The organism is Amycolatopsis sp. NPDC102522, from assembly GCF_055584485.1.
Genome location: NZ_JBVJLY010000008.1, coordinates 148,611 through 169,932 on the forward strand (window position 1 = coordinate 148,611; position 21,322 = coordinate 169,932).

At 67.6% G+C, this 21,322-nt stretch carries 17 protein-coding genes; 3 read left to right on the top strand and 14 right to left on the bottom strand.

What is annotated here, in order from left to right; all coding sequences use genetic code 11:
• Positions 1–6: 6 nt before the first annotated feature.
• The 11 genes from ACZ6YV_RS20780 to ACZ6YV_RS20830 all read right to left on the bottom strand — a co-directional run bounded on the left by ACZ6YV_RS20780 (position 7) and on the right by ACZ6YV_RS20830 (position 13,263).
• Positions 7–1,281, bottom strand: coding sequence for an MFS transporter (locus ACZ6YV_RS20780; RefSeq protein WP_465511159.1), 1,275 nt, complete (start codon positions 1,279–1,281; stop codon positions 7–9).
• A gap of 50 nt (positions 1,282–1,331) precedes the next feature.
• Entirely contained in the window at positions 1,332–2,150 is an 819-nt protein-coding gene (locus ACZ6YV_RS20785; RefSeq protein WP_465511160.1) for an inositol monophosphatase family protein, read from the bottom strand.
• Positions 2,147–2,605, bottom strand: a complete 459-nt coding sequence (locus tag ACZ6YV_RS20790) for an NUDIX hydrolase (RefSeq protein ID WP_378244862.1) — start codon at positions 2,603–2,605, stop codon at positions 2,147–2,149. Before ACZ6YV_RS20790 ends, ACZ6YV_RS20785 begins: the two co-directional genes overlap by 4 nt.
• Complete coding sequence (locus tag ACZ6YV_RS20795; RefSeq protein WP_465511161.1) at positions 2,602–3,774, bottom strand: DegT/DnrJ/EryC1/StrS family aminotransferase; 1,173 nt, start codon at positions 3,772–3,774, stop codon at positions 2,602–2,604. Before ACZ6YV_RS20795 ends, ACZ6YV_RS20790 begins: the two co-directional genes overlap by 4 nt.
• 44 nt (positions 3,775–3,818) lie before the next feature.
• Entirely contained in the window at positions 3,819–4,808 is a 990-nt protein-coding gene (locus ACZ6YV_RS20800) for an NAD-dependent epimerase/dehydratase family protein (protein ID WP_465511162.1), read from the bottom strand.
• On the bottom strand, positions 4,805–7,138 hold the full coding sequence (hypF, locus tag ACZ6YV_RS20805; RefSeq protein ID WP_465511163.1) for a carbamoyltransferase HypF: 2,334 nt from the start codon (positions 7,136–7,138) through the stop codon (positions 4,805–4,807). The genes ACZ6YV_RS20800 and hypF overlap by 4 nt, the downstream gene beginning before the upstream one ends.
• A 13-nt stretch (positions 7,139–7,151) precedes the next feature.
• The gene (gene hypE, locus ACZ6YV_RS20810) at positions 7,152–8,177 is read right to left on the bottom strand and encodes a hydrogenase expression/formation protein HypE (protein WP_465511164.1); all 1,026 of its coding nucleotides are present in this window, start codon (positions 8,175–8,177) and stop codon (positions 7,152–7,154) included.
• A 52-nt stretch (positions 8,178–8,229) separates the two neighbouring features.
• A complete protein-coding gene (locus ACZ6YV_RS20815) occupies positions 8,230–8,820 on the bottom strand; it encodes a cysteine hydrolase family protein (RefSeq protein ID WP_465511165.1) in 591 nt (196 codons plus the stop codon).
• A 674-nt stretch (positions 8,821–9,494) separates the two neighbouring features.
• A complete protein-coding gene (locus ACZ6YV_RS20820; RefSeq protein ID WP_465511166.1) occupies positions 9,495–10,094 on the bottom strand; it encodes a TetR/AcrR family transcriptional regulator in 600 nt (199 codons plus the stop codon).
• Positions 10,095–10,424: 330 nt separating this feature from the next.
• On the bottom strand, positions 10,425–12,578 hold the full coding sequence (locus ACZ6YV_RS20825) for a DUF6461 domain-containing protein (RefSeq protein ID WP_465511167.1): 2,154 nt from the start codon (positions 12,576–12,578) through the stop codon (positions 10,425–10,427).
• Positions 12,579–12,672: 94 nt separating this feature from the next.
• Positions 12,673–13,263 (bottom strand): cysteine hydrolase family protein, encoded by a 591-nt coding sequence (locus tag ACZ6YV_RS20830; RefSeq protein WP_465511168.1) that lies wholly within the window; start codon positions 13,261–13,263, stop codon positions 12,673–12,675.
• A gap of 121 nt (positions 13,264–13,384) precedes the next feature.
• Between ACZ6YV_RS20830 and ACZ6YV_RS20835 the strand changes: the two genes are divergently transcribed.
• Positions 13,385–14,350 carry a GlxA family transcriptional regulator gene (locus ACZ6YV_RS20835; RefSeq protein ID WP_465511169.1) on the top strand — a complete coding sequence of 322 codons (966 nt, stop codon included), beginning with the start codon at positions 13,385–13,387 and terminating at the stop codon, positions 14,348–14,350.
• Positions 14,351–14,596: 246 nt separating this feature from the next.
• On the top strand, positions 14,597–14,761 hold the full coding sequence (locus ACZ6YV_RS20840; RefSeq protein ID WP_465511170.1) for a hypothetical protein: 165 nt from the start codon (positions 14,597–14,599) through the stop codon (positions 14,759–14,761).
• Between the two features lie 55 nt (positions 14,762–14,816).
• Here the strand turns inward: ACZ6YV_RS20840 and ACZ6YV_RS20845 are convergent, their stop codons facing one another.
• On the bottom strand, positions 14,817–15,182 hold the full coding sequence (locus tag ACZ6YV_RS20845; RefSeq protein WP_465511171.1) for an ArsR/SmtB family transcription factor: 366 nt from the start codon (positions 15,180–15,182) through the stop codon (positions 14,817–14,819).
• Between the two features lie 280 nt (positions 15,183–15,462).
• Here ACZ6YV_RS20845 and ACZ6YV_RS20850 point away from each other — a divergent pair, with 280 nt between their 5' ends.
• The gene (locus ACZ6YV_RS20850; RefSeq protein WP_465511172.1) at positions 15,463–16,143 is read left to right on the top strand and encodes a hypothetical protein; all 681 of its coding nucleotides are present in this window, start codon (positions 15,463–15,465) and stop codon (positions 16,141–16,143) included.
• A 16-nt stretch (positions 16,144–16,159) separates the two neighbouring features.
• Here the strand turns inward: ACZ6YV_RS20850 and ACZ6YV_RS20855 are convergent, their stop codons facing one another.
• Together ACZ6YV_RS20855 and ACZ6YV_RS20860 are read right to left on the bottom strand one after the other, a co-directional pair.
• The gene (locus ACZ6YV_RS20855; RefSeq protein ID WP_465511173.1) at positions 16,160–16,309 is read right to left on the bottom strand and encodes a hypothetical protein; all 150 of its coding nucleotides are present in this window, start codon (positions 16,307–16,309) and stop codon (positions 16,160–16,162) included.
• Between the two features lie 95 nt (positions 16,310–16,404).
• The gene (locus ACZ6YV_RS20860) at positions 16,405–21,279 is read right to left on the bottom strand and encodes a DUF6531 domain-containing protein (RefSeq protein WP_465511174.1); all 4,875 of its coding nucleotides are present in this window, start codon (positions 21,277–21,279) and stop codon (positions 16,405–16,407) included.
• Positions 21,280–21,322: the final 43 nt, after the last annotated feature.

Sequence of the window (21,322 nt, forward strand, 5' to 3'; positions counted from 1 at the left end):
CGTGGCTCAGGACGCCGCGGCATGGGTGTCGTCGGTGGCGGGCCAGCGCCTGCCCGCCTCCCAATAGGACTGGACCTCGTCGAGCGAGCGGCCCTTCGTTTCCGGCGCGACGAAGAACACGAAGATCCAGGCCAGCGCGGTGATGGCCAAGAGGACGAGGAAGGTCAGCAGGCCACCGATGGCGTTGAGCACATCGAGGAAGAACTGGGCCACGAACAGGTTCGTCGTGAGGTTCGTCAGCAGCATCACCGACGCTCCGGCGCCTCTGAGGTGATCCGGGAACCCTTCGGCCGCGAAGATCCACACCAGCGACCCGAAGCCGGAGTTGAAGCCGACGATGAAGGCGATGAGACCGAGAAACCCCACCACACCAGGAGAATCCGCGGCGAACCCAATCACCAGCAGCGCGTGCCCCAGCCCCATCAAGGCGGTGCCGGTGAGCAGCACCGGCCGCCGTCCGAACCGGTCGATCGTCAGTGCGCAGACGAGCGCCGCGGCGGCACCGGCCAGCTGGACGAAACCGGGCAGGACGAGCAGTCCGAAGTCGTCGGTGTAGCCGATGTGCTGAAAGATCCGCGGGCTGAAGAAGACCATCGCGTTGATACCCGTCGCCTGCACGAAGAAGCCCAGCGTGACGACGAAGAACGTGAGTCTCCGATAGCGCGGACCGAATATGCCGCGTACGGCACCCACCGGGCGTGAGACTGCCGAACCGGCCTCACGTTCCTGCCGAAGCTGTCGCCAGCGGTCGGTTTCGGGGAGCCCCAGCAGCCACAGCGCGGCGGCGAGGGCGAGGACACCGGGAATGGCGAGCATCAGCCGCCATTGCCCGCTGTCGGCGAGGAAGTAGCCGCCGAAGTAACCCATCGCTATCCCGACGGAGGTCGCCACCTGATAGAAGACCGCGATGCGCCCGCGAGCGCGCGTCGTCGCCGATTCGGCGATGAAGATCGGAGTGGTCACGATGGCGATGCCGATCGCGGTGCCCTGCCCGAGACGACCCGCGCCCAGCCACAGCGGGTTCCCCGCCGTGGCGGCCAAGCCGGTCGCCACCAGGTACAGGAACGTCAAACCGAGCAGCGTCCTGCGACGGCCGAGGGTGTTGACGAGTCTGCTGCCCAGGAGGGCGCCGACGATCCAGCCCGCCGCCGTGGCGGCATACAGCGAACCCTGCTGTGTCGTCGTGAGTTCGAAGTGGTCGGTGACCAGCAGCAGCGCACCCGCCATCGCGGTCGCGTCGTATCCGCAGGTCAGGCCCAGGATCAGGGCGAAGAGGCTCACTCTGGTGTCCTGCCCGTGCCGGACGGCTCCGGGTGACGGTGAACCGCCCGTCATTCGGGGATCACCGTTCTCAGCGCGGTCATCACAGCGGGGTGCACACTGGCCGAAGCCAGGCAGACTTCGAAGACCTGATCCGCCTTCGTGAGAGGGTCGGAGAGATCCAGCGGCCTGCCACCGAGATCGGTGCAGACGGCGCCGCACTCCCCCAGTACGCACAGCGCGGCCGCGACATCCCAGATCCGGCAGCCGCGATGCACGAACGCCCCGTAGGCGCCGTCCGCCACCATGCAGAGGTCGAAGACGCTGTTGCTCATGCGGACGCCGAGGCACGCCGTTCCGAGCGCCGCGGCGAGTCTGCCTTCGACGGCCATCAGGCCGGGCGGCCCCTTGTCCATTCCGAACGCCACCAACGATCGGTCAGGGCCGGTGGCCGGAAGCGGTGCCAGCGGATGCCCGTTCCGTGTGGCCCCCCGGCCGGACTCGGCGACGTACACGGTGTCGAACGCCGGCAACGCGAGGCCGCCCGCGAGGACACCCTCGGCGCCGACCGCCGCCATCATCACCCCGTAGAGCGGGCTGCCCGCGGCGTAATTGCTCGTGCCGTCCAACGGGTCCACGACCCAGGTGACCGCATCGTCGCCGGGTGTCCCGCCGCTTTCCTCCTCCAGGATCGCGTGCCGCGGATACCTTTCCCTGATCCGCCCGGTCAGCATCGCGCCGATCGCCAGATCGGTCGCCGTCACGATCTGGTTCACGTCGGACGGCTTGACCGTCGCCTCGCCGACGCCCCTCAACCCGACGGCCACTTTGGACGCTTCGCGAAGACAGGTCTCGATGAACTCCGCGAAGCCGGGATCCGGCGCGGTCATGGCGCGACCTTGGCGTACTCCGCGATGATGGGCTGCTCCGGGGTGATCACGGTGTCCGGGATCTCGTCCAGCCCGAAGAAACGCCACGTGCTGTTCTCCGCGGTGTCCAGGACGATGGTGGCGTCTTCCGGAAGCCGGGCCACATAGGCGGCGGTGATGTTGTAGATCTCGTCACCGTTCGGATAGCGGTAGTAGTACTCGGCTCCGGAAAAGAGCCCCAGCAGGTTCAGGTCGCCGATCTCCAGCCCGATCTCCTCCCTGACCTCCCGCCGCCCGGTCTCTTCGAACGACTCCCCCGGCTCCATGAGACCGCCGGGCAGCCCCCAGCCGCCGGTGTCGACCCGCTCCAGGAGCAGGACGCGGCCGTCCGGATCGGTGACCACGACCGAGGTTCCGGGAAGGATCAGCGGCCGGGTTCCGACCAGTTTCCGCAGGTCCGCCACGTAGTCGTTCACGATGCTTTACCGCCTGCTTTCTGTGCTGTCGCGTGTATTTCGCGAATGAGCTCGCAGATCTCGTCGACGATCCGCGCGGGCATGTGAGAGTAGAGCGGCAGCGTGATCATGCTCGAAGCCAGTTCCTCCGTCACGGACAGATCCGCGACGGCGGGCACGTTCCGGTAGGCGGTCTGCTGGTGCAATGCCGGGCTGAAGTACTTGCGAGTGCTGACGTTCTCACGTGCCAGCCGCTCGGCCAGCGCGTCACGGTTCATCCCGAAGCGGGCGGCGTCGACGCGGATCCCCAGGTCCTTGTACGAACTCGCGGCGCCCTCCGGAACCGTCTGGAACTCCAGGCCGGGCAGTTCTTCCAAACGGGAGCGATAGCCCTCGGCCAGGGAGCGCCGGATATCGAGCCAGCGGGAGAACCGTTTGAGCGCGTGGACACCCATGAAGCCGGAGACCTCCGTCATCCGGCCGTTGAGCCCGACGAACCGGCTGTCGTAGTCACCGGGATTGCCGTAATCGCGCGCCATCCTCAGCCGGGTGGCGAGAGCGGCGTCGTTCGTCGTGATCAGCCCGCCCTCGCCGGTGCTGAGGGTTTTGGTCGGGCTGAGGCTGAACACCTCGGCCACGCCTTTGCCGCCGACCATGGTCCCGTCGGGATAGCGGCTGCCGAAGCCGTGCGCGGCGTCGATGATCAGCGGGATTCCCCGGGAGTCGCACAGTTCTTGCAGCGAATCGGTGTCACAGGGGACGCCGAAGGTGTGCACCGCCAACACGCCTGCCGCTTCCCCCACGAGCGGCGCGACCGCGGCCGGGTCGAGGGTCCAGGTGCGGGGATCCGCGTCGGCGAACCGGACCTGGTTCCCCGACCAGCGAACGGCATGTCCCGAAGCCATGAAGGTGAAACTCGGGACGACGATGTCGCCGCTCAGCTCCAGGCAGCGGAACACGAGCATCAGCCCGGTCGTGCAGCTGCTGACCGCGACCGCGTGATCGACACCCAGGTACGCGCTCGCGGCTTCCTCGAATTCCCTTACGTACCGCCCGTTCGTGAGCATGCCCGACCGGAGGATCTCCCTGACGGCCAGCTCCATTTCGGCATCGGCTTCCACGGTCGGGCGGACCATGGGGACGAGTTCGGCGAAGCGTCTGGACCGGGTGTCGGTGCTGAGGTCGGTCATGGTCGGGCTCCTGAGGGTGGAGGACGGAAACGCGGAAGGCGTGCCTATGCCGAGACCGGGTCCACGCGCTGGGCCACCGCGGTCAGGTAGTTGCTGTACCGCGAGGTGGCGAAGTCCGAGTACTTCCCTTCGCGCATGGCGTCCCGGATCTCCCGCACCGTGTCGATGACCCGGCGGCTCGGCGTGAAGCCAAGGTCCCGGCGGATGGGGTCGAAATTCACCCGGTAGTTCCGCGGGTCCGTGTGCTCTTCGAGGATCTCCATGCGAACACCGGCGATCTCCTCGGCGATCAGTTTGCCGACGGCGTCCATGCGGTAGTTCTCTTCGCCGAACCCGCAGTTGTAGATGCTCGGGCCGGCACACCCGCCGTCCTGGAGTACCAGGTGGACCGCCGCGGCCGCGTCCTCGACGTGCAGGAAAGGACGCCACTGGGTCCCGCCGTGCACGGTGACGCTGCCGTGCTCCACGGCGTTCGCCGTCATGATGTTGACGGCGAGATCGAACCGCATCCGCGGGGACAGGCCATGGATGGTGGCGAAACGCAGCAGCCGGGGGCGGAGTTCGTCGCCGGGCAGGGAAAGCAGATAGTGCTCGGACAGCACCTTGGATTCCGCGTAGACCGACTGGGGTGCCATGGGCGACCAGACATCCACCTCCGCGTCCGCCGTGAAGCCGTAGTTGCTGCAGGTGGACGCGAACACCAGCGACCGCACTCCGGCCCGGCGGCAGGCTTCGGCGACGCGGATGGTGCCGAGGTAGTTGACCTCCCAGGCGACGTCCGGGTCGACTCCGCAGGCAGGATCGCCCACGATCGCCGCCAGATGCACGACCGCGTCCACACCGTCGAGCGCCTTGTCCCAAGAGCCGGCTTCACGGACGTCGCCGTCGATGTAGGTGACCCCGGACAGCGCGAGTTCCGGACCGCCGACCAGGCCGTTGTCGAGGACCACGACTTCCGATCCGGACTGACGGAGTCTCCGGGTCAGCACCGAGCCGATATATCCTCGTCCCCCGGTGATCAGGTACTTCTTCATCGCGCGTTGTCTCCCAGCCTGGCGTCGGCCACCACGATCTGGCCGAGCGAAATGCCGCCGTCGTTGGTCGGCACCTGCTGATGGCAGTACGGGTCGAATCCCGCTTTGTGTAGCTCCACCAGGCAGTTGACCAGCAGGAACTCGTTCAGGAACACTCCACCGGAGAGCACTATTTGACGGGTTCCGGACTCGTGGAGCCCGTGACATCGGCCGACGACCATGTCGACCACGGCCGAATGGAAACGACGGCTCATCGTGGCGACGTCCAGCCCCGCCGCGTGGTCCGCGGCGAGCGCCCGGATCACCGGCCGAGGATCGATTTCCTGGTCGTTCCCCCCGAATCGGTACCGCTCTCCCGCCTCGGCCATGGTGAAGTCGCGTTCGAGCAGCCCTTCCAGCTCGATCGGGCCCTGCGCTTCGTACTCGGCGCGCGTGGTGATGGCGAGCAGAGCGGCGACGCCGTCGAACAGCCGGCCCATGCTGGAGGCGGGTGGTGCGTTGATTCCGCGTCGCGTCATCGTGGCGAAGACATGCCGCTGCTGTTCGTCGAGGGTCTTCAGCACCGGAAAGGCGTCGACCGCCGCGGAAGTCTCGCCGAACGCGTCCAGCGCCAGCGCGAAACCCGTCCTGATCGGCTCGGTGACCGCCTTGTCACCGCCCAGGAGCGGCACGGTCCGCAGGTGCGCGACGCGGCGGGCTTCGCGATAGTCGCCGAGAAGGAACTCACCACCCCAAATGGTGCCGTCGTCGCCGTATCCGGTGCCGTCGAAGATGACCCCGATGGCCTGGCCGCGAAGCCGGTTCTCCGCCATACAGGAGGCCATGTGCGCGTGGTGATGCTGGACCGGGACGACCTGGTCGAAGGCTTCACCCTGTTCCTGGAAGGCGAACCGGGTCGCGCGGAACTGCGGGTGCAGGTCCACGGCGGCGTGACGCGGGTGAAGGTCGTGGAGACCGGCGAGATGACCGACGGCGGCTCGATGCGCCCCGAAGGTCTCGTCGTTCTTGATGTCGCCGATGTGCTGACTGACGTAGACCCGTGAGCCGCTGCTCAATGCGACAGTCGTCTTCAGTTCGGCGCCGTAGGCCACCAGCGGAGCCAGATCGGTGCCGACCTCCACCGGATACGGCGCATAACCGCGGGACCGGCGGATGAAGCCGACCAGCGGTTCGGCGAGTTCCGGGTGCTCGGAATAACGGACGATCGAGTCGTCGACCCGGACTTCGATGTCGCGGTCGTTGTAGAGGATCAGATCGGCGACGCCGAAGAGCTGTGCCAGCGCGTCCTCGTTGCGGTACACGATCGGGTAGCCGGAAATGTTGCCGCTGGTCATGACCAGGGTGTCCAGTCCGGCGTGGTCGACAAGAAGGTGGTGGACCGGCGCGGACGGGAGCATGATGCCGAGATTGGGATTGCGTGGGGCGATCTGCTCGGGCAATGCCAGGGATCGCTTGCGCAGCAACACGATCGGCCGGGCCGGGGAGACCAGCAGATCGGCCTCGGCGGGACGAACCTGGGCGAAGCCTTCGACCGTATCCAGGTCGCGCGCCATCACCGCGAACGGCTTGGAGTCCCGACGTTTACGGGTCCGGAGCCGAGCGACCGCCTCGCCGTCGCGGGCGTTGACCGCGAGATGGAATCCGCCGACGCTCTTGACCGCGACGATCCCACCCGAGGAGAGCGCGGCCGTGGCGGCGGCGAGCGCTTCCTCCCCCGCCGCCGTCTCGCCGCCGGAGCCCGCCAGCAACAGCCGCGGACCGCAGTCGGGGCAAGCGTTCGGCTGGGCGTGATAGCGACGGTCCAGCGGATCCTCGTATTCGAGGGCGCACGGGCGGCACATGGTGAAACCGGCCATCGTGGTCACCACCCGGTCATAGGGCAGCTCACGGATGATCGAGTACCGCGGACCGCAGTTGGTGCAGTTGATGAACGGGTAGCGGTACCGGCGGTCGGCCGGGTCACGCAACTCGGCGCGGCAGTCGGCGCAGACGTAGGAGTCGGCGGGGACGATCGTGGTCCGGACGCCGTTGTGCCTGCTCTCCCGGATGGTGAACCCGTCCGGCTTCGGCGCGACCTCGGGCAGGTCGTCCACCTCGACCCCCGTGACCCGGGCCTGGGGCGGCGCCTCCGCGCTGAGACCTTCGGTGAAGCGGCGCACCTCCTCCGGGCGGCCGGTGACCTCGATCAGCACTCCCTCGGGATCGTTGAGCACCCAGCCGGTCAGGTCGCATTTCAACGCCAGCTTGTAGACGAACGGCCGGTACCCCACGCCCTGGACCACGCCGGCCACACGGATGCTTCGCCGGACACTCGAATCACTACTCGGCATCTCGTCACCCCCCTCAGCACAGACGCGGCAGCTCGGCGCCCTCGAGTTCCTCGACCACGGAGTCCCGCCCGCCCTCGTCACGCATCAGGACGAGCGGCTCCGGGTCCTCCGTCACCTCGCCGATCGTCGTCGCCTCGACGCCGTACTTGTGCGAGTGGAGCACGGCCAGCACGTCCTGCTCCGCCGCCGGATCGACGAACAGGCACAGACAACCCTCGTTCGCGGCGTGAATCGCGTTGATCCCCAACATGTCCGTGGCCATCATGGTCTCGAACTGGATGGGCAGCCTCTGCTGCTCGAACCTGACGGTGTGCCTGGACGCCCTCGCGTACTCGTGCAAAACAGCGGCCAGCCCACCGCGGGTGACGTCCCGGACCGAGTGCACAGCGCCCTCGCCGACAGTCGTCAGCAGGGTGTCCATGAGCCCGTTGAGCGGCGCGCAGTCGCTGAGCACGCGCTGCTCGAAGCCGAGACCCTCGCGGATCGAGAGCAGGTGCACCGTGTGATTGCCGATCGGTCCACTGAGGACCACCCGGTCACCGGGTCGCACGTCGCGCATCCGCAGCGGTTCGCGCTCGAAGACGCCGATGCCCGCGGTGTTGAGGTAGATCTGGTCGACCTCACCCTTCCGGACCACTTTGGTGTCACCGCAGACGATCTGGACGCCCGCTTCGAGGGCCGTTTCCCGGATCGAGGTGCACACCTGGTGGAGGCGGGCCATCGGCAGCCCGGTCTCCAGGATCATCCCGAGCGTCAGGTAGAGCGGCCGTGCACCGACGACCGCGAGGTCGTTCACCGTGCCACAGACCGAGATCTTGCCGATGTCCCCATTGCCGAAGAACGGCGGATCCGCCACGAACGAGTCCGTGGTCATCGCGATCCGCCCGGCGGGAACGGACAGCATCGCGCTGTCCTCCATCTCGCCGATGTACGCCTCGCCGAGTGTCTCGACGACGAAGGAGATCAACTCACCGCTGAGCTTGGCTCCGCTTCCGTGGTCGAGAACGACCTCGTCGAGGCCGGTCAACGAGCTTGCCATCGGGCGTCCTACCTTTCTTCGGGCGAGGGGCCGGAAGTCCTCCGGAAAGGGATCAGGGAAGGGTCTTGACGACCATTCGGGGGAGTTCACCCTTGGCGTCCAGGGTTTCCAGAATGTCCTTCGAGTCCGCGACCGTGGCGCAATACCCGGCGAGCCAGCTCAGGGAACGGTCGCGATCCTCGGTTTTGTCGGAGACGACGCATTCGGCGGGGACCCAGACGTTGTAGCCGCGGAAGAACGCGTCGGCGGCGGTGGTCTGGACGCAGATCTGGGTCTGCAGACCGGTGACCACGACGGTCTCGACGCCCGCTTCCTGAAGCAGTTCGTGCATCTTCGTCTCGTAGAAACCGCTGTCCTTGTTCTTCTCCACGACGACGTCACCGTCGGCGAGGAACGCGGGGAGGATCGCCGCGCCCTCGGTGTCGCGTTGCAGGGGCAGGGTGCCGTCCGCCCTGCGGTTCGCGTTCGGGTCGTCGGGCAGGTTGATCAGCTGCAGGTGGTAGATCGTGTGGCCCCGGCGGCGCATCTCGTCCAGGAAGGCGATGTAGTGCGGCTGCGCGTCGGCCATCACCGCGGTGCGCTCGGGGGTCAGATAGACCACATCGCCCTGGAGGTCGTTGGTGAGGACGGCGATTTTTCCCATGACAGCTCCTTGCCTAGAGGAATGACCGATGGAGAAAGCACGCATGGAATCATGCGAAAGTGAGCAGAGAGGTCATCGCATAGGAGTACCCCTGAATGACCGATGGTCGAACAACGAATCCCGACAGAAAGGACTCGCTCCCCCGATGCCCCCTCTTATTTCCGAATTCCCACCCAGACCGTCCGGCGATCAGAAGTCGCCGACACCTTTTGTTTACTCAGTGAATCTCACCCTGTCAAGACCCTGTTTCGGCCCAAAAAGATCAAATGCTCGTCTCGCTCTGAATTCCACAGAATTCAGCTCTTCGGGATACGGATACGCGCTCCGACGGCGACCGGCTCGCAGGCCTGACAGGTCCGAAATCCGCAGCATGACAAAGGGGTCCCGTTCACCGGAATGTCCGCGCGATCAACCGGAGGGCGAGGACGGCCCCCTCTCGCCGACTGCGAAACCACGCGTGCCCCGCACCGTCCCTGGGCCACTTGCGACGATTGCCTACAACGAATGGATCACTGATTTTTTCGTCTCCGCCATCGCGACAACGCCCGATGATCTCGATCGACAAGATCGTCCGGCTTCCATCGCGGGTGATCGAAGAAGGAGCGCTACGACATACGCACTCGCTCTGAAATGGTTTTCTGTCGCGGTTTCGAAAAGGGCCGCGAATACGGCATTCAGCTGTACGAGGGCTCGCCGGCGCGCAAGTAGTCCAAGTACAGGTCCAGTGCCGCTTCGAGATGATCCGCGGATCCGGTGGACATCAGGATCGTCACGCCGCCCTGGATCGCGGCGATCAACGCGGCCGAGGCGCGGACCGGGTCGATGTCGCGGGTGATCGACCCGTTCTCCCGCATGTCCTCGATCCCCGCCTGGACCTGCCGTTGCCACTGCTCGAGCAGCCGCCTGGTCACCGCCTGCGCGGCCGGGGTGTGCCTGCCGATCTCGGTGATCAGCACCCCGAGCGGGCAGTGCACGCCCTGCCGCCGGTAGCGCTCGACCACGACGTCACGCCACTGGCCCCACGTCTCCCACGAGGTCAGCTGCCCGAGGTACGGCTGCTGGTCCTCGATCACCTGACCGGCCTCCCATTCGGCCACGGTCATCAGCAGCTGTTCCTTGCCCTCCGGGAAGTAGTGGAAGAGCTGGCTCTTGCCCGTTCCGCTCCGACGGCAGATGTCGTCGAGGGTCGCCGCTCCCACGCCGCGCTCGCGGATCTCGTCGGCCGCGGCGTCGATGATCCGCTGCCGCGTCGCGGCGCCCTTCTTCGTGAGCATCAGGACCTCCCGAATGTACTTACCGTCCGCCGCCAAGGTAGGTCCGGAAAAATGTACCCGCAAGTACACTCCTGGCCGGGACTGTACTTGCGGGTGTGCGACGGGACGATCTCGCGGCGCCGTTCGCTGACTGGACCGACGCGTCACCGCCGCTTGGTCGCCTGAGGTACGTGAAGGACCCCTTCATTGCGTCTAGCGCAATGAAGGAGTCCTTCACGTACTTGGGGAAGGAGTGAAGCGCGAGTTTCCTCGGCTGAGCCGAGGGAAGGGGGCCTTCACGGACAGGGCCCGGGAGCAACCGCAGCCAGAGTCCGGTAGGCACGACCCGAATCACTCACGACTGCCGCGGGCCACCTGTCGCGCGTGTTCCAGCAGGCGTTCGCCGGTCGGCCCGGCCGAGTACCGCATGGCCGAAAGCGAGTTGATCGCGGCGGCCAGCGGGTCCGGGTTGGTGGCGTTGTGGATCGCCTGCCACAACCAGGCGTGTTCCCGATCCGCTCGCAGTTGCGATCGCCTGGCCAGGTATTCCGCCTCAGGACCCAGGCGACGCTCCGCGAGTGCGGCGGCGACGACCGGCTCTCCGGCGGCACCGGTGTGCTCGGCGACCGCCGATGCCGCCCGCCAGGCCAAGTCCCGCAACGTTTCCTCGGGCACGAAGGCCAGCCGATCGGTTTCGGCGTCCATGGGCCCGCGCCCGGGGAACGCCCGCGAGCCGTCGGGGTTCCGCACCTCGGGGTACAGCTCGGGCAGGTGCGGCAGGATGCGGTAGGCGACATCCTCCTCGTTCATCCGCTGGATGTCTTCCTTACGCAGCCGGCATCCGCTGTAGCGCTCGACCGCGACGAGGCCCTTTCCCAGGCTGTCACGGTAACTGTCGAGGTCGAGCCCGGACAGGGCTTCGTTCACCTCGGGGTCCTCGATCTCCTCCGCGTGTCCGAGCTCGAACGAGGTGAGGACCTTCCCGTTGTCGGCGAAGGAAAGCCGGCCCACCGTGTTGATGCTCCAGAACAGGCTCGCCGTCCGGCCCGCCCGCGACACCGATTCCAGCACCCGCGGGTATGAACCCTGGAAGCCGTTGAACTCGACCGCCAGCACTGCGCCCTCGACGGCCAGCACGGAAACCCACGGGTCGAGATCCGAATCCTCGAAGAGTTCCTCAGCGGACTCAGGTTCGGCCGGATCCGCGCCGAAGCCGCGGAGCACCTCGGCGAGAGAGGCGCCCTTGACCATCGTGACCGTCGACCCGTCGCCGAGCACGCTCTCGTTGATCCAACGGTGGGCGGCCTCGGGTGGCGGCTCGATTTCGGGGACGGGTTCACCGCGGACCACGTAACCGAGCCGGTCGCTGTGCTTGTACACGATCTCCGGGCCCGCCGGAGCCTGCCACAGCATCAGCTCGTAGCGCTCGCGCTCCTCACCGTCCCGGCCGATCGCGTGCACCCGGACCCGGAAATCGCCCGGCCACGGCGGCGTTCGAGAGCGATGCGGCGCGATCTCGCTCAGCGCGGCATCGCCCCGCTCGGCCCGCCACGAGATCTCGACGACCTCGTCCCACCAGTCGAGTTCCACTTCCTCCGGTGGTCCTTCAAGGACCCTCAACGAGACTCCCAACTGGCCCTCGCCGAGCCCGGTCCGCACGGCGATCCCGCCAGGGACCACCGCGGCCAGCCCATTCCCGCTGAAGTCGGGCTCACCGACGACAGGACGCTCGGCCAGGGTGAGCCGGTGCTCGCGCACCTCCGCCGAACACGACGCCGAAACCGGCAGCACGTATTCGGCTCGCCGTTTCTCCAGCAGCGCGGCCGTATACGCGGGCGGCATCGGAATTTCGCTCAACAGAGCCGAAACAGCGCCCAGGGCGACACCGACGACAGCCGCGGGTTTCCCTGCGGCCAGCGGAGCGTCCACGCGCCGCAGAACCGGCGCCGCGACCGCGACGGCCAAGGCCAAATGCGCGGCTCCGTGTTCAGCGGCCAGCTCCTCCTCCCCACTGAGTTCCGGAGCGGCCACCAGCAACGGAATCACGGCTTCGTGCCCGGCAAGCTCCGCGACCAGCCCCACGACCAGTTCGGAGATCTGTGGCCGCAGCTGATCGAGCAGGCGCACCGCGATGACCGTCTCCGGGTTCGGCCCTCCGATCGACCCGAAACCGAAGGCCTGCGGTGTCGCTTCCGGTCCCGGAACCATCGCCGCGAGGTCGTCCGGGGCAGCGATCGCCAGCCCGTCCAAGGTCAGTTCGAGTGCGCCGAGCAGCCGTTCGGAAACCGGGGCGCCGAGCGAGCGCAACCCGCTCAACGTCACCGATTCGCCGGAGCCCGCCGTCCGCTTGCCCGCGACGAGACCGAATACGTCCGGTGTCACCTCCGGGGCGCCCAGCCTGCCGAGCGCCGCCGCGGGGCAACGCGGGATCCGCCCGCGCAACAACGGAATCAGCTCGGTGACCACCGGCACGAGCGCGTCCGCCAGCCCCTCCGGTACCTCCACGTGTCTTTCCATCCCGGGCCTCCCACCCTTCGGCGACGCGGGCAGGCTAGCGGGCCCCACCGACGATTTCGAGCCCGGCAGGACAGCGCTCGCCCTAGCCGAGGTCCGCCGTGGAAGCGACGACGACGGCGTAGAGATCACCGATCGTGGCGAGGGCGGCGCGATGCTGTTCCGCGGCGGTCACCGGCCCGGCGACGGACGGGAGGGCGCGCGTGGCGCAGGCAGTGGCCACCACGGTCGGGGTGTTTCCGCGCAGGAACGCGCCTTCCGCGGTGAACGTGACACACATGTGGGTCATGAACCCGGCCACGACGACGTTCTGATGCCCGGCGGCGTCGACCAGGTCTCCCAGTTCGGTGCCGACGAACGAGTTCGGCGCGGTCTTCACCACGACCTGCTCGCCCGGCGCCGGGGCGACGCGTTCGTGGATCCGGCCGATATCCTGCTTGAGGTCGTACGGGCTGCCCTCGCCGCCGTCGTGCTTGACGTGAATAACTGTCGCACCCTCGGCCCGGGCGCGTTCCAGCAAGGTGGCGGCCTCGTCGAGCGCCACCTCCCAGCCGTCGAGTTCCATCACGCCGCGCGTGTACGTGTTCTGGTAGTCGACGAGGATCACCGTCGCGTCCGAGAGCGCCGCGGGGGTCGTCGGCAGGGTGCTGATTTCGCGGAGAGTGGTGCTGGTCATCGTGTTTCCTTCGCTTTCCGTGGGTACGGCTACCATGATGGCTGACCCGATCCGATATCGAGATACGGTTTCGGGTCAGCTGTGGTCGAGATCGGCCGACATCCCGCGAGAAGAGAGATCGATGAGCGCTCCGAGTGTGGCCGTCCTGGCGTTCGAGGGGATCAGCCCGTTCCATCTCGCCGTGCCGTCGCTGGTGTGGGGACCGGAGTCCCCGGCGGGAGACATGGAGCCGTGGCCGATCACGGTCGTCGCGGCGGAGCCGGGCCGCCTGACCACGAGCGCCGGCTACGCGATCGACGTCCCCGCAGGCCTCGGTGCGCTCGCCGAGGCGGACATCGTCGTCGTTCCGTGGTGGTCCGCCCCGGACACCCCGACACCGTCCGTCGTGTCCGCCGCGCTGCGTACCGCGCACGAACGGGGAGCTCTCGTCGTCGGGCTCTGCTTGGGCGTCTTCGCTCTCGCGGACGCCGGCATCCTCGACGGGCGGGCCGCGACCACCCATTGGAAATGGGTCGAAACGTTCCGAAGGCGCTTTCCCGAGGTGGAGCTGCGTCCCGAAGAGCTGTACGTCGACGAAGGCGACGTCGTGACCGGCGCCGGGGCGACAGCCGGAATCGACACTTGCCTTCACCTGCTGGCCCGCACGGTCGGTCAGGTCGTCGCCAACCGCGTCGCCCGCCGGATCGTCGCGGCGCCCCATCGCCCCGGCGGCCAAGCCCAGTTCATCGAGTTTCCCGTGCCGTCCCCGGACGAGGATTCTCTCACCCAGGTGATGAGCTGGGCGCAGACCCATCTGGACACCCAGCACAGCATCGACGGGCTCGCCGCAAAGGCGCATATGAGCCGGAGCACCTTCACCCGCTCCTTCCGCGCCAGGACCGGGACCACCGTCCACAACTGGCTTGTCGCGCAACGGCTCGCGCGAGCCCGGCACCTTCTCGAAACGACCGCACTCGGCGTCGACGCGGTCGCCGCACAGTCCGGTTTCGGCACTCCCGCCCGACTCCGCGAGCACTTCGCCACCGCGCTGGGCACCACGCCGACCCGCTACCGGGTCGAGTTCGCCGGCCCGGTGTCGCACGTCTGACCTGCCACGGGGTTCGGCACGCCGTCCATCCGGGCGAGGGGAAATCCTTTTCCCGCTCACGGACGGAACCCGGAATCAGCTTTTCCACAAAACCGGCGGTGCCGGGTAGCGGGCCTGAAACAGCCGTGCCCCTGCACTTGCTTTTCACCTGAGCGAATAGCTCACCCCCGAGGGTGAGCTCTATCGAGTGCAATACCCGGTGGGACTGGATCGGCCAACCACCCCGGGGCAAGATGACCGGGCACGATGACTGTCACGACGGAGGACCATGTGGAGCTGTGCGGGACCCCCATCTTCGACTCGCTGGTCGAGGAGACGAGGAGGGCGGCCGCCGGGCACGGCGCGCTCCCCCAGGGCGGCAAGGAAAATTGCGACGTGACCGAGCATCACGGCGATGCCGACCAGGAATGAAACGACGATCGGGCGCCCCGAATCCGCGAATGCCCGGAATGGTCCGAATGATTTCCTATTCTGCGTCCGATGAACGCGTGTCATCGGAAACAGGGGCGGAATTCTGCAGATCGTCGAGCAATTCCATCTGGCCGGTTATGACACTGGTCAGGATCCCACGCGCGACAGCGAGGAGTTCGGCCACCGACGGACTGGTCAGGGAGTAGGACACGGTCGTGCCGTCCTTGTGCGGCATCACCAGCTTGGCCCTGCGCAGTACCGCGAGCTGCTGGGACAGGTTGGCGGGCTCGATGCCCAGGTCGGCGAGCATCTCCGAGACGCCGTGGTCGCGTTCGCTGAGCAGCTCGAGCACGCGGATCCGGACAGGATGGCCCAGCGTTTTGAAGAACTCCGCCTTCACCTGATACAGGGGTCTGCTCATCGATGTCCCTCCGCCACTCGGAGAAGGATCGGTACGGCCGTCCACATGACCCCGATCGTGCCCGACCACGCGGCCCGTCGGACATCACCCCGCGCGAAACCGTCACGACCACACCCGATCAGGGCACAACCTGTGATTTCTTCAACCCCAGCACACACCCTTAAATTGCATACTTATGCAAATTTGCACACCCAGAGAAGGTGAGAACTCCTGTGAGCCACGGCGTGCGGGATCCCGCGAGCCTCTTGTCGAGCCCCCTGCCTGCCACGAGGAGCGGACGATGACGACACGCCGCTCCGTCTCCTCGGCGGCCACGCGGGCTCACCTGGTGCTCGCCGCGCACGCGGCGGAACTGGCCGATCTCGCCGCGAACGCCGCCCGCGCGGACACCGCGGCAGACCAGGGCGCGCAGGACCACTCCGGCCTGATCGGGATCGCGCAGCAGATCCTCGAAGCGGCCGTGGTCGCCGCGAGGGTCGACGGGAAGACCTGGCAGGAGATCTCGTGCTCGCTGGACGGAGCGACGCCACAGTCCGCGCGAACCCGGTACTGGCCGGCGATCGCGCGGTTCCGCGCGGATCCCTTCCCCTCTCAGGACGCACGCCGCGAAGGCGTGCCGGGGAACACGGGACAGACGTCCTTCCGCGTCCGCCGGGTGCTGGTCCCCGAACCGCAGCCCGACGCCCCTGCCGAGTCCGGCGCGGAGTCGGCTCCCCCGCCGGCCGGACATCTCGCCCTCGTCACGATCCCTTCAGGGCAGGCCGACGCCGAGACGGACCGCGAACCGGCGGCCGCGGACTCCCGGCTGAAGATCGCGCAAAGGCTGGTCGCCGCCTACGAGCGGATCGCGACCCACGACAGGCAGCCCCCGCAATGGATCCTCGACGGCCTCGCCCACGCCCGGCGCACCGCCGCGGAACTTCGCGCACGCACCGGAACCCCGGACAAACCGGCCGAGTGACCTCAGCGAACGGAAGCTACGCCGAGGTCGCGAGACCGGCTTCGCGGCCGAAGTCGCGCTCGTCTTCCGTCTGGGTCCGCGCGACCATCTGGGCGACCAGGTCGAAGATCGGCGTCGCTTCCTGCGGGAAGGTCACACTCTGCTGATTCGCGCTCTCGGCGATCATGGACTGCTGCTCCTCAAGGGTGACGGGCTACTGCGACCGTTCACTCTAACGGCCGCGCCGTGGTGACGGGCCGTATTCAGTGTATTCGGCGGCACTCACAGGTACTGACTCAGGTCGTGACCCTTCGGATTCTTGATCCACTCGCTGCCGTCGGGCTTGGTGAACTTGCCGCTGATGGTGTCGAACTTGGTTCCCAGCGGGGGCAGGTCCGGCAGCGGGACGTCCAGTTTTCCGTCCATCAGCCGCTTCGCGATGTCCGGAGTGATCCCGGTGTACTGGGTGTTGATCTCGACGTGATCGCGAATGCCGCGCTCGAAGTCGTTGTCCGATTTGGGGAACTTCACCTCGTCGCTGGGCTTGACCCGGAAGTCGATCGCGATGTCGGAGGCGTCACACCTCGCGAGGGCGGTCTTGATGTCCACGAAGTTGTGCATGCTCGATTCGAGCTTCTTGTAGTTCATGTTCGCGGTGTGGGTCAGCGGGATCATGTTGTCGGAGGTGCCCGGTCCGCCCATGTCGCCGTTCTCGAGGTGCCCGCGGATCCACTTCTCGTCGGCCCTCAGGAACTCGTTCCCGTTCGCGTCGGGTTTGTTCCTCCGGGTGTTCTCCAGTGTCTCCACGAGGTCGTCGCTCAGCTTGTTCTCCCCGTACACCGACCCGTCCGTGTCCACCTTGTTGTGGATGACCGAGTTGTCGTTCAACTTGTCGACGTCGGTGACCTGGTTCTTGTCCGGCTGGTTGACGAAGTCCTTTCCCCGGGTGGAGTTCTTGTCGTAGGTGGCCCTGACCTCTTCGGTCGTTCCCGCCTGGTTCTTGGTGCGACCGCCGCGGTTGGAGTTGTCGTTCTCGGTCCGAGGACGTTTCGAGCTGCCGCCGGTGTTGCCCGCGTTGTGCCCGGTTCCGGAGGTGCCAGGGCCGTCTACGAACTTGCGTTTCTTGGGACACCACACCAAGCCGAGGGGATCCGAGCCCGCGGTCGGGTCGTGCGGATAGCCCGCCGGATCCGGCCCGGCGGGGAGGCCGAGCGGATCCTGGCTGAGGTACCGCGCGGTGGCCGGGTCGAAGTAGCGGTGCAGGTTGTAGTGCAGCCCGCTTTCCGCGTCCAGGTACTGGCCCGGGAACCGCAGTGGCGTGCTCGGGAACGGGGCACCGGCCAGCGGCAGTCCCCACAGTGTCCAGCGGCCTGTCCAGCTCGGGGTGCCGACCGGGTCGAGCAGGTCGGTCGGTGTGCCGATGGAGTCGGTCACGAAAGCCCGGAACCGCACCGATCCGGCGCCTCGGTCGATCTGAGTGACCGGTTCCTCGGTGTCCGGCCGTCGCTCCCAGGTGGTGACGACGACGCCTGCCGGGCCGGTGTGCGCCTGCTCGATCAGCGCGTTGCCATCCCAGACGAAGCGCACCTGTTCGAGGATCTGACCGTCCGGGCCGAGCAGTTCCTTCGCCGTGCGTCTGCCGAGCGGGTCGTAGCGGTATCGCCAGCGGCGGCCGTCCGGCGTGGTGAGACCGGTCAGCCGGTTGCGCGCGTCCCAGTCGTACCGCCAGCTCCGGTCGCCTTCGTGCCGGGCGGTGCGACGGCCGCTCACGTCGTGTTCGTAGCGGACCGCTCCCGCGCCGGTGACGGTGTTGCGGTCGTACGCACGCGGCCCGGCTTCGGCGTACGCGACGTTCGTGGTGGCCCACCGCACGACCTTGCCCGCGGGGTCGTAGGCGATGTCCTCACGCACGCCGTCCACCCAGTGGGTGGTGATCCGGCCGGCCGCGTCGCGGCCGAAGGATTCGCCCCCGGCGGCGTCGCGGATCGCGGTCAGGTCTCCGTCTGCGGACCGGGCGAACTCCCGGTGCCGCAGCACGGTACCGGTCGCGTCGGTGAGGGTCTGGCCGACGATCCGGTCGTCGGCGTCGAACTGCTGCCCCAGCCGGGCACCTCCGTCGACACGGCGGTCGATCGGGCGGCCTTCTGTGTCGTAGGCGTACTCGACGAGGTGATCGGTGGTCGAGAGCGCGCTCGGCCGTTCCTCCTTGTCGAAGGACCACACACTCGTCGCGCCGGACGGAGTACGACGGCTGATGGCGCCCTGCTCGGAGTCGTACGCGAAGACGACTTCCAGTCCGTCGGTGATCGTGCGCACCGTCCGGCCGTTCTCGTCCCGTTCGAACTCCACCACGGACTCGCCGTCGTCGGCGCGGACCAGTTCGCCGACCACGTCGTAGGCGTAAGTGGTCTCCGTGTCTTCGGTGCGGATCCGGACGAGGTTGCCGATCAGGTCGTAGACATATTCCGTGGCCCGACCGGCGGGGTCGACGGAACGGGTGAGCTGGCCCGCCGCGTCGTAGGCGTAGGAGGTCGTCCGGCCGTCGAAGTCGGTCTGCCGGACGAGGCGGCCGGCCGGATCGTAGGCGTAGGTCCAGGTCAGCCCGGCGGGGTTGGTCACCGTGGCAGGCCGCAGCTCGGTGTCGTAGGCGTACTGGGTCCGCCCGCCCGCCGGATCGATCTCCGCGGTCAGCATGTCGAACGGGCCGTACTCGCGGCGGGTCGCGCGACCCGCCGGGTCGACGTGCTCGATCTCGTTGCCTTCGCTGTCGTAGCGCCAGCTCTGCCGCTCGCTCAGCGAGCCGACCCGCCAGGCCCGCAGCCCCTCCACGGTCCAGCCGATCCGGGCCCGTCCCCTGCCGTGCGGAACCGAACGCGGCCTGCCGAACAGGTCGTGATCCTCGGTGCCCGAGTCGTCGGACTCCGGGCCGGTGTCGATGGTGATCGCGCCGGAGACGCCGACCGGATCCTGCCGCGGATCCGGTCCCAGGCCGTCCGGGTACGCCCGATAGCGGGTGTGGTCGCCCTCGTCCGCCACCAGCCCGTCGACCGCGCCGTCCTCGGAGCGGTTCACCAGCACCACGCTGTCGTCGGGCCGGGTGACCTTCGAGACCTCGCCCTCGGCGTTGTAGGCGAACCGCGTGGTGCGGCCGAGCGGGTCGGTCTTCGACAGCATCCGACCCCGGTCGTCCCAGGTGAAGACCGTGGACGCGCCGAGCGGATCCGTCTCACGCACCACGTGGTGCGCGCCGTCCAGCTCGAAAACCGTGACGTGGCCGAGGGAATCGGTGTAGCGGGTGCGCTTCGGCCCGTATTCGAAGGCGCAGTCGAGGAAACCGCGATCGCCGACGGTGCGCACACAGCGCCCGGCGGCGTCGTAGATGTAGCGGTACCAGATCCCGTTGCGGTCCTGCCATTCCGCCAGGCGGCCGTCCGGGTCGTAGTCGAAGCGCAGTGCCCGGCCGGAGGAGTTGGTCACCTCGGTGAGGTTTCCCGCGTCGTCGTAGCCGTAGCGCATGACGACCACGTTCTGGCCCTGCGGCGGATCGGTCATCCGCAGCGCGTGGATCCGGCCGCGGGCGCGGTCGATCTCCAGCACCCGTCCGTCGGAATGCCGCCAGCGCACGCCGGCGCCGTCGACGTCGTGGTCCACCTCGATCCGCGGCCCGTCCTCGCCGAGCTCGAACATGGTCAGCGGCAGCACTCCCGCCGGAGCACCGGTGACCGGCGCGAAAGACAGCGTGATCCCGGAATCCCAGGTCACCAGCCGATAGACGCCCGCCTCGTCCACCATCAGCACGCGCGAGGGCCCGGCCAGCGACTCCATCGGCAGCCCCGGCTCGGGCCGCGGGAACATCAGGACCGTGCCGTCGTCGGAGAAGAAATGGACGTGCTCGGCGGCGAACTCCAGCCGCAGGTCGGCGGTCGACGCCCAGGAGCGGCCGAAGCCGGTGCCCGCCCGGTAGCTCGACATGTGGGTGCGGCGGATCCGGATGGGGAGCGGTCCGGCCAGCGACAGGTCGTCCTGCACCATCACGACCTCGCCGGTGGCGATGTCGATCGGGTCGCCGCAAAGGTTCAGCTCGTCGGGCGCGGCGGATTTGTTGGGCGGGTTCTCGCCGCGTCCCGGAGGCGGGCTCTTGGTCCCGCCGCCGGAGCCGCCGTGGGAACCCGAAGGAGTGACGTGATCGCCGGTGGGGTTGGTATTGCCGGTTTTGTCCCCGCCGCCGGAACCACCCTTGTCGCCGCCGGTGTTGCCCTTGTCGCCAGGCGGACCGTGATCACCGGAAGGGTTGGTGTGATCCCCTGAAGGGTTGGTGCTTTCGTCCTTCGGGTTCGGTTTGGGTTTGGTGTCGGGCGACTTGGTCTTGATGTCCTTGGGCTTGCCGGAGGGTTTGACCGTCCCGCCCTTGAGGTTCTTCAACGCCTTCGAGGCGTCGCCGAACAGGTCGTCCACCCGCTTCAGCAACGGCATCAGCGCCTTGAGCGCCTTCACCAGCTTCGTGGTCAGACCGGCGATCTTCGACGCGGTCTTGGCCACCGCCGCCACGACCTGCGGCACCACCCATGTCAGCCCGATCCCGAGCGTGAACACCACCTGCAACGCCCACGAGATCAAGTGTCCGATGAGCTCCGCGATGATGTCCCGGACCAGCATCCGGACCGCGGCGACGACCTCCCCCGCGGTCTTCACCCCGCTGCCCGCGCCTTCGCTGCCCTTCTGCGCGCTCTCGATCAGCGTCGAAGTGTTCTTCGCCTGCTTCCGATACGCGTCGGCAGCTTCACCCGACCAGCTACCGAGATCCTTCTCGACCAGGTCCACCAACTCGACCGAAACTTCCCCGAGCTCCTTGGCGATATTGGTCCAGGTCTCCGCCTGCGCCGCGATCTCGTCCGCGTTACCGGTCAGCGCGTTGAGCGCTTCCTTCAACGGACCGACATGCTCGATCAACCAGCCCACACCGGCCGCGAACACCGCCCCGAACGGGTCCATCACCGCTGTCAGCGCGTCCAGCGCGGTCCCCACCGCACCCATCGCGACCGACGCCCAGTCACCGCTCTCGATCGCCGACTTCAGATCGAGAGCACCCTCCAACAAGGGCACGCCCGACACCGCCGTCGTCGAATCCTTCACCGGCGCGACCAAGGGATTGCTCATGACTTGATTCAAGCACGCACCGACAGCCGGACGGCGTCACGCC

Excerpts from the sequence above, each read along its gene's own strand:
- ACZ6YV_RS20820 (WP_465511166.1), bottom strand. The coding sequence starts at position 10,094 with ATGCTCACGAAGAAGGGCGCCGCGACGCGGCAGCGGATCATCGACGCC.
- ACZ6YV_RS20800 (WP_465511162.1), bottom strand. The coding sequence starts at position 4,808 with ATGAAGAAGTACCTGATCACCGGGGGACGAGGATATATCGGCTCGGTG.
- ACZ6YV_RS20830 (WP_465511168.1), bottom strand. The coding sequence starts at position 13,263 with ATGACCAGCACCACTCTCCGCGAAATCAGCACCCTGCCGACGACCCCC.
- ACZ6YV_RS20860 (WP_465511174.1), bottom strand. The coding sequence starts at position 21,279 with ATGAGCAATCCCTTGGTCGCGCCGGTGAAGGATTCGACGACGGCGGTG.
- hypF (WP_465511163.1), bottom strand. The coding sequence starts at position 7,138 with ATGCCGAGTAGTGATTCGAGTGTCCGGCGAAGCATCCGTGTGGCCGGC.
- ACZ6YV_RS20850 (WP_465511172.1), top strand. The coding sequence starts at position 15,463 with ATGACGACACGCCGCTCCGTCTCCTCGGCGGCCACGCGGGCTCACCTG.
- hypE (WP_465511164.1), bottom strand. The coding sequence starts at position 8,177 with ATGGCAAGCTCGTTGACCGGCCTCGACGAGGTCGTTCTCGACCACGGA.
- ACZ6YV_RS20785 (WP_465511160.1), bottom strand. The coding sequence starts at position 2,150 with ATGACCGCGCCGGATCCCGGCTTCGCGGAGTTCATCGAGACCTGTCTT.
- ACZ6YV_RS20840 (WP_465511170.1), top strand. The coding sequence starts at position 14,597 with ATGACTGTCACGACGGAGGACCATGTGGAGCTGTGCGGGACCCCCATC.
- ACZ6YV_RS20815 (WP_465511165.1), bottom strand. The coding sequence starts at position 8,820 with ATGGGAAAAATCGCCGTCCTCACCAACGACCTCCAGGGCGATGTGGTC.
- ACZ6YV_RS20855 (WP_465511173.1), bottom strand. The coding sequence starts at position 16,309 with ATGATCGCCGAGAGCGCGAATCAGCAGAGTGTGACCTTCCCGCAGGAA.
- ACZ6YV_RS20795 (WP_465511161.1), bottom strand. The coding sequence starts at position 3,774 with ATGACCGACCTCAGCACCGACACCCGGTCCAGACGCTTCGCCGAACTC.
- ACZ6YV_RS20835 (WP_465511169.1), top strand. The coding sequence starts at position 13,385 with ATGAGCGCTCCGAGTGTGGCCGTCCTGGCGTTCGAGGGGATCAGCCCG.
- ACZ6YV_RS20845 (WP_465511171.1), bottom strand. The coding sequence starts at position 15,182 with ATGAGCAGACCCCTGTATCAGGTGAAGGCGGAGTTCTTCAAAACGCTG.